General features: G+C 58.2%; 8 protein-coding genes. 5 read left to right on the top strand and 3 right to left on the bottom strand.

Annotation, left to right across the window (positions count from 1 at the left end; translation table 11 throughout):
• Positions 1-208: phosphoribosylaminoimidazolesuccinocarboxamide synthase (locus L0H65_RS11490; protein WP_301459146.1), on the bottom strand; the 208-nt coding region annotated here is incomplete at its 3' end.
• Between the two features lie 933 nt (positions 209-1141).
• Between L0H65_RS11490 and msrB the strand changes: the two genes are divergently transcribed.
• Positions 1142-1585, top strand: coding sequence for a peptide-methionine (R)-S-oxide reductase MsrB (gene msrB / locus L0H65_RS11485; RefSeq protein WP_301459145.1), 444 nt, complete (start codon positions 1142-1144; stop codon positions 1583-1585).
• Entirely contained in the window at positions 1586-2092 is a 507-nt protein-coding gene (gene msrA, locus L0H65_RS11480) for a peptide-methionine (S)-S-oxide reductase MsrA (protein ID WP_301459143.1), read from the top strand.
• A gap of 70 nt (positions 2093-2162) precedes the next feature.
• Here the strand turns inward: msrA and L0H65_RS11475 are convergent, their stop codons facing one another.
• Together L0H65_RS11475 and hmgA are read right to left on the bottom strand one after the other, a co-directional pair.
• On the bottom strand, positions 2163-3452 hold the full coding sequence (locus L0H65_RS11475) for an alpha/beta fold hydrolase (RefSeq protein ID WP_301459142.1): 1290 nt from the start codon (positions 3450-3452) through the stop codon (positions 2163-2165).
• A 69-nt stretch (positions 3453-3521) separates the two neighbouring features.
• A complete protein-coding gene (gene hmgA, locus L0H65_RS11470) occupies positions 3522-4874 on the bottom strand; it encodes a homogentisate 1,2-dioxygenase (protein WP_301459140.1) in 1353 nt (450 codons plus the stop codon).
• A gap of 215 nt (positions 4875-5089) precedes the next feature.
• Between hmgA and L0H65_RS11465 the strand changes: the two genes are divergently transcribed.
• From L0H65_RS11465 to L0H65_RS11455, 3 genes are all read left to right on the top strand, one after another.
• Positions 5090-6133, top strand: a complete 1044-nt coding sequence (locus tag L0H65_RS11465; RefSeq protein ID WP_301459139.1) for a TRAP transporter substrate-binding protein — start codon at positions 5090-5092, stop codon at positions 6131-6133.
• A 70-nt stretch (positions 6134-6203) separates the two neighbouring features.
• Positions 6204-6788: a TRAP transporter small permease gene (locus L0H65_RS11460; RefSeq protein ID WP_301459137.1), complete on the top strand. Its 585-nt coding sequence runs from the start codon at positions 6204-6206 to the stop codon at positions 6786-6788.
• Positions 6785-7033 (top strand): TRAP transporter large permease subunit (locus tag L0H65_RS11455; RefSeq protein WP_301459136.1); only part of this gene is annotated, 249 nt, incomplete at its 3' end. The genes L0H65_RS11460 and L0H65_RS11455, both read left to right, overlap by 4 nt.

Here is a 7033-nt window from a genome sequence, read left to right as displayed (position 1 = left end):
GGTCGAACCAAAAGCGCGCAGTCTGGGTCAGCACCTGGCCTTTGAACGGGATCGCAGCAAGGATGCGGTCAAAGGCCGATATCCGGTCGGATGCGACCAAGATCCGGCGGTTGCCGGGCAGGTCGTAGCAATCGCGGACCTTGCCGAAATAGGGATTTGGAAGCTCTGGTATCCGGGCATGATCAAGGATGCGCGTCAGGTCGGTCATGGGGTCTCCGATCGGTTGCGGTTCTATCAGGCGGGGCGGCGGCAGAGTCAATCTTTGGATCGGGCGGGCCGCGGGATTTTGATCGTTGTTGCGCGGAGCAAGGCGGATGCGTCAGGCAGATTCACGTAGTAGCCGCGGGGGCACCCCCCGGATGCGGTTGCAGCAGGGGGGGGACGTGTCGCGATATCCTGCGTTGACATCAGCACACAGCGGCACATTTTAATGCGCATGAATGCGCCGCATGTCACTAGCCGCTGCGCCTGCTTTCCGGACTGAGGCTGCGATGGGATGCCGGTCTGGATCATCGCGTTTGCGATTGTAACAAGCCGCCGCGCGATTGCGATGATCACCACGCTGTGCGGCTTTCCGCGCGCCTTGAGACGTTTTGCAACAGGCTTCAGAACGGGAGTGTGACAGGCGGCGGGGGGTGCCGCTTGGTGCAGAACATGCCCGCGAGACCTGCGCCGGCCGTCGATAGCTCAGCCGCCTCGCATCGCCCTGCTGTCATATGGCACCGGGGCGAAGCCCATCTTGGCAGTTGCCTCACCGGCTGTCATTCTGCCGGGTCCCGGCATTTCCGTGATCAGCATAGCCAGAGAATCCGGACTGATGCCCGGTCTGGACCGCTGGAGCCGTGCCTTTATCGGCGACGTTTCCTGCTGCGCGATGGCGCTTTCGATCCCGCGTTCGAGTTCACTGACCTGTGCATCCAGCAGATCCCCGGACGGAACAGATCAGGCTCCAAATTATTGATCAGGCTGCGCGTGGACATGATTTGCTGTGTAGTCTAATGCCGCATCACTTTTTTACGCACAAGGTCACAGGAAAATATCACGGGTAAACCTGCTCAAATCAGCGCGAGAATCGGGGCATCGGTTTGCAATTTCTCGTGGCTGCCCCCAAATTGTAGCCATTGACCCTGTGGAGTGTGACATGACCTACACCAAAACCGAAGATGCCGTTGCGCGTCTGACGCCCGAACAGTTTCGCGTGACGCAGCAGAACGGGACAGAGCGGCCGCATACCGGGGAATATGACGATCATTTCGAACCTGGCATCTATGTTGATGTCGTATCGGGTGAGCCGCTTTTCGCCTCGTCGGCCAAGTTTCATTCCGGTTGTGGCTGGCCTTCGTTTGCCAAGCCCATTGCGACCGAAAACGTGACCGAGTTACGCGATGCCAGTCTTGGGATGGTGCGCGTGGAAGTGCGATCCGCCAACGGCGACAGCCATCTCGGCCATGTGTTCAACGATGGACCGCGCGACATGGGCGGGCTGCGCTATTGCATCAATTCCGCGAGCCTTCGCTTTGTGCCGCGTGACGCGATGACCGCCGAAGGCTATGGTGCCTATGTCGATCAAGTGGAGGGCAGGTAGATGACCGAACGTGCAGTTTTGGCCGGAGGTTGCTTTTGGGGTATGCAGGACCTTATCCGCAAGCTGCCGGGGGTGGTGGCAACCCGCGTCGGCTATACCGGCGGCGATGTCGCCAATGCGACCTATCGCAACCACGGCACCCATGCCGAAGGTATCGAGATTGTCTTTGATCCGGCCCTGACCAGTTATCGCAAATTGCTGGAGTTTTTCTTTCAGATACACGACCCGACGACGCCCCTTCGTCAGGGCAATGACCGCGGCACAAGCTATCGGTCTGCGATCTATTATGTTGATGAGGTGCAAAGGCAGGTCGCATTGGAGACGATTGCCGATGTTGACGCCTCCGGCCTCTGGCCCGGCAAGGTGGTGACCGAACTGGAACCTGTCGGCGATTTTTGGCAAGCCGAGCCGGAGCATCAGGACTATCTGCTCCACCGCCCCGATGGCTACACTTGCCATTTCATTCGCCCCGATTGGGTTCTGCCAAAGCGCGAAGCGGCGGAATAATATCCTTGCGGTTGGCACGCATGGACGGGGTTGACCCGTCCGCGAGCAACCGGTCCGCCGCCAAGAAATGTCAGCGGTGAAAATGGTTATGTCCTGCCAGCTCATGTTCCATCGCGAACAAATGTTCCAGCACGCGCGGGGATTGGCGTAGACCGTTATGCTCAAACTCGCTGGTTTGCCACAAGTTTGCGTTGCCAAGCGCCTTTGCGGTCTGCATCGACAATTCGGCATCGACATACATGTCATCAGTGTAAACAGCAGCCCAGACCGGCACCTCATTCGCGGCCAGTCGGGCTTTGTCATAAAGCGGCGCATCCAGCGCCATTTCGGCAAGTGCGTGGGCAGCAGGGCCAAAGGGACGCAGCGCGCGGATATCATCGAACATCCACGGATAGATCATTTCGCCAGTGAACAGCAGCGGGCGTTTATTGGCGTGAAATGCAGGCTGTTCAGTCAAAACCGTTTCCGCCGCCCAGCGGGTGCGCGCGCCGTTCTGGGCATAGATCGCCTCATGGATCGCGGCGAAAAGCGGGTTGTGGTCAAACCCTGTTTCAGCCTGCATTGCCGCAAGGAAACTGTCGGACAAGGCACCATCGTCGCAAAATGCTTCGTCCAGCAGCCAATGGATCGCTTCAAACCCGTTTGACATGCCAAGGTTCATGCCCAGATATTGCAACCGTCGCTCCGTCAGCCGGTCACCATCCGGCAGGCGCACGTCATGGCTGGCAAGATGGTCGGCAAGCCGGTCCACCAAAGCCCGATCTTGCGGATAGCGATTGAAATAGAGCGCGTTCTTATGGGCGACACGCGGATAGGTGTGGCGATAGATATCCGTCGCAGTCGCGTCAATGCCAACCAAGCCGCCGGTCACATAGCAGCCGGTCAACCCCTCAGGTGCGAGCGAAAGATAGCTCAACGTCAGAAACCCGCCATAGCTTTGCCCAAGCGTCGACCAACGCGCGCCTTGATACAGGGTTTTGCGGATAAGCTCACAATCCTTGATGATGCTGTCGGCGCGAAAGCAGGCCAGATACTGCGCGCCGGTTTCCGCATCCATCGCGGCCATCTGACGACCCTGCAATGGGCTGGAGCGTCCGGTGCCGCGTTGATCCAGCAGCAGCACACGAAACCGCTTGGTTGCGACACCAAGCCAACCTGGCCCCTCGTTCGGACGCGGCGATTTACCACCCGGTCCACCTTGCAAGAATACCAGCAGTGGCAGGTTTTCCGCTTCCCGCCCGCGGGCAGTTACTTCGCGCGCGAAAACCTTGATCGTCTCCGCGTCAGGACGGCTCCAGTCCAAAGGGACGGAGACCAGATGATCACGGATCTGATAGCCGGGGATGTGATAGGGAGTCATGGGGTTTACTCATTCTTTGGCGCTATGGAGGCTTCGTCGTAAGGGGCGTGGATTTACCTAGATGTTTTCCTATTTCTTGCCCGGTTTGCCGTCAAACTTCTTATCCAGATCGGTCCAGCAATCAATATAATCATCCTGCAACGGCGCCTCATGCGCGGCAAACTTCGTCAGATGTTGCGGAAAGCGGGTTTCGAACATGAAGGACATGGTGTTGTCCAGCTTGTGCGGCTGCAAATCCGCGTTGCTCGCGCCTTCAAATGCGGTCTTGTCCGGGCCATGCGGCAGCATCATGTTGTGAAGGCTCATCCCTCCCGGCACAAAGCCTTGTGGTTTGGCGTCATATTGGCCGTAAATATTGCCCATGAGTTCCGACATGACGTTCTTGTGATACCACGGCGGGCGGAAGGTGTTTTCTGCCACCGACCAGCGTTCGCGGAACAGCACGAAGTCGATATTCGCGGTGCCTTCAATTCCCGAGGGTGCGGTGAGAACGGTGAAGATAGACGGGTCCGGGTGATCAAACAGGATCGCACCAACCGGGCAATAGGTCGAAAGGTCGTATTTCACCGGCGCGTAATTGCCATGCCATGCCACCACATCCAACGGCGAATGGCCGATATGGGTTTCGTGAAACTGGCCGCACCATTTGACGGTAACGATTGAAGGCACCTCCCGATCTTCAAACGCGGCCACCGGGGTTTTGAAATCGCGCCGGTTCGCCATGCAATTGGCACCAATCGGCCCGCGTCCCGGCAAGGCAAACTTCTGCCCGTAGTTTTCGCAAACAAATCCCCGCGCCGGGCCGTCAATCACTTCCACCCGGTAGACCAACCCACGCGGCAGAAGGGCGATTTCCTGCGGCGCGAGGTCAATCACCCCCAATTCTGTGCAAAACCGCAAGCGGCCCTCTTGCGGGACGACCAAAAGCTCACTGTCGGCGGAATAGAAATAGCTGTCCACCATGCTTTGCGTGACCAGATAGATATGGCTCGCCATTCCCGTTTGGGTGTTCACATCGCCCGCCGTGGTCATCGTGCGCATTCCCGTCAGCCAAGTCAGCGGAGCGTCGGAATGTGGGACCGGATCCCAGCGGTATTGCCCAAGACTGACGACATCAGGATCAATGTTCGGCGCGGATTTCCACAGCGGCAGGTCGATCTTGCTGAATCGATGGGTATGTTTCACCGAAGGTCGGATACGATAGCACCATGTGCGTTCATTCTGGTGGCTGGGGGCGGTGAAAGCCGTGCCGGAAAGCTGTTCGCCATAAAGCCCGTATTCGCATTTCTGGGGGGAGTTCATTCCTTGCGGCAACGCCCCCGGCAGTGCCTCTGTCTCAAAATCATTGCCAAAGCCCGGCATGTATCCGGGGGTGGTGCCAACCGGGCTGGTGGCGGATTGCAAAGGGTTTGTGGCAGTCATGGCCTCGGCTCCTTCAAGGGATGTATTTCGGATAGTAGTTGAAAATGCAGCCGGTAGGTATTTTTTGGATGCCGTAAATATTGATCCGCGCGAACGGGCGCTCGGCGTGGATTGGGATGCTACCGCATATTGTAATTTTTCCCAATATCAGACCATAGTGGCGGCGAATGAACGTGGGAAAATCCCATAGATACGGGCCAACGGGGAGCGGTGTGTTGATCAATCGGAGACAGATTCTGGCGGTATTGGGAGCGGCCCTGTTTGTGGGCTTTCCCGCAACGACCGCGTTCGCGCAGGAAGTTACGTTGCGGCTTCATCAATTCCTGCCAGCGCAGGCCAATGTGCCAAAGCTGATTCTGGATGTCTGGGCCGATAATGTGGAAAAGGATTCCGGTGGTCGCATCAAGGTGGATCGTTTCCCCTCGATGCAGCTTGGCGGCGCGCCGCCGGAACTGATGGATCAGGTGATTGATGGCGTTGCCGATGTGGTCTGGACGGTTGTGGGCTACACCCCCGGTCGTTTTCCGTCGACGGAGGTGTTTGAACTGCCCTTTATGGTATCGAACTCCCGCGCCGCCTCCTATGCCTACTGGAAGATGTTTGATGAGCATATGAAGGACACCGAATTCAAGGATGTGCATATCCTTGGCACATGGGTCCATGGTCCCGGTCTCTTTCACACCGCCGATCCGGTGGAAAAGCCCGCCGACCTCCAAGGCATGAAAATTCGCGGTGCATCGCGCATGGTCAACAAACTGCTGGAAGCACTCGGGGCGGAGCCTGTCGGCATGCCGGTGCCTGCGATCCCGGAAGCGCTGTCCAAAGGCGTGATTGATGGCACCACGATCCCGTGGGAGGTGACGGAATCGCTGAAGGTGCCGGAACTGGTGCATAATCACACCGAATTTGAAGGCCCGGCGCTGTATGATGTCACCTTCGTTCTGGCGATGAACAAAGGCGTTTATGACGGCTTGCCCGATGACCTGAAAGCGGTAATCGACAAGAATTCCGGGCTTGATTTCTCGGTCTTTGCCGGTGGCACACAAGCGGATGCTGACGGTCCGGCGCGGCAAATCGCGGTGGACCTTGGCAATAATATCATCACCATCAGCAAGGACGACGCCGAAGCGAACTGGTTGCCGCTGGTGCAGCCGATCTATGCCGAATGGGTGGCGGACATGAAGACCAAAGGCATCGACGGCCAGGCCTTGATTGATGAGGCGCGCAGCCTGATGGCGGAATATGAAGCCGCGCATTGAGCCATGAGGAAGCCGAGGACGCAGGTGAACGCTCTTTGCGGCCCCGTGCCGCTTGCGAAACAACGCTTCGATGTATGAGTTTTTCCTGAAACTGTCGCGGGGTTTTGCCTGGCTCGGTGGGCTGATGCTGACGGCGCTGGTGTTGTTGACCTGCCTTTCCGTGCTTGGGCGCAAAGCCAATGAGGTGCTGCATGGCATGGTTGCGGATGGCATCGCGCCGGGGCTGGCGCGGTGGTTGCTGGAGGCCGATATTGGTGCTGTCAAAGGCGATTTTGAGCTGATCGAGGCCGGGATCGCGTTTTCGATCTTTGCCTTTCTGCCGCTCTGCCAAATCACCAACGGTCATGCCTCCGTCGATGTGTTCACTGCAAAACTGTCCCCCCGCAGCAATCGCATTTTGCGCGCTGTGACCGAGACCGTCTTTGCCGTCGTTCTGGTGCTGATCGCGGTGCAGCTGGCGGCGGGCATGCTGAGCAAACTGCATTCCGGGCAGACCACGTTCTTGTTGCAATTCCCGGTCTGGTGGTCCTATGCGCTCAGCCTGACGGGTGCTGTCGCGGCGGCGGTGGTCGCGGTCTATATGGCGATGATGCGCATTGGTGAAATGCTGACCGGCCGCGATATTCTGCCTGCCGATCCGGGGGCCGGGGCGTGAGCGATCTCATGATCGGCGTCTGGTCATTTCCCGCGCTACTGCTGCTGATCTTTCTGCGTGTGCCGATTGGCCTTGCGATGTTTGTCGCGGGGCTTGGCGGCATGATATTGGTCGGCGGCGGGCCAACGGTTGCCTTGGCGCGGTTGAAATCGGAAACCTTCACCACCTTTTCCAGCTACTCGCTGTCTATCGTGCCGATGTTCCTGTTGATGGGCCAATTTGCCACGCTCGGCGGCATGTCGCAG

It is taken from the genome of Pseudorhodobacter sp. (assembly GCF_030452865.1).
Taxonomy (GTDB): domain Bacteria; phylum Pseudomonadota; class Alphaproteobacteria; order Rhodobacterales; family Rhodobacteraceae; genus Pseudorhodobacter.
Note: the sequence above shows the minus strand (reverse complement) of the source record. Positions and strands in the feature narration are given on the sequence as shown.

Coding starts and splice junctions, on each gene's coding strand:
- L0H65_RS11460 (WP_301459137.1), top strand. CDS start 6,204: ATGTATGAGTTTTTCCTGAAACTGTCGCGGGGTTTTGCCTGGCTCGGT.
- msrB (WP_301459145.1), top strand. CDS start 1,142: ATGACCTACACCAAAACCGAAGATGCCGTTGCGCGTCTGACGCCCGAA.
- msrA (WP_301459143.1), top strand. CDS start 1,586: ATGACCGAACGTGCAGTTTTGGCCGGAGGTTGCTTTTGGGGTATGCAG.
- L0H65_RS11475 (WP_301459142.1), bottom strand. CDS start 3,452: ATGACTCCCTATCACATCCCCGGCTATCAGATCCGTGATCATCTGGTC.
- hmgA (WP_301459140.1), bottom strand. CDS start 4,874: ATGACTGCCACAAACCCTTTGCAATCCGCCACCAGCCCGGTTGGCACC.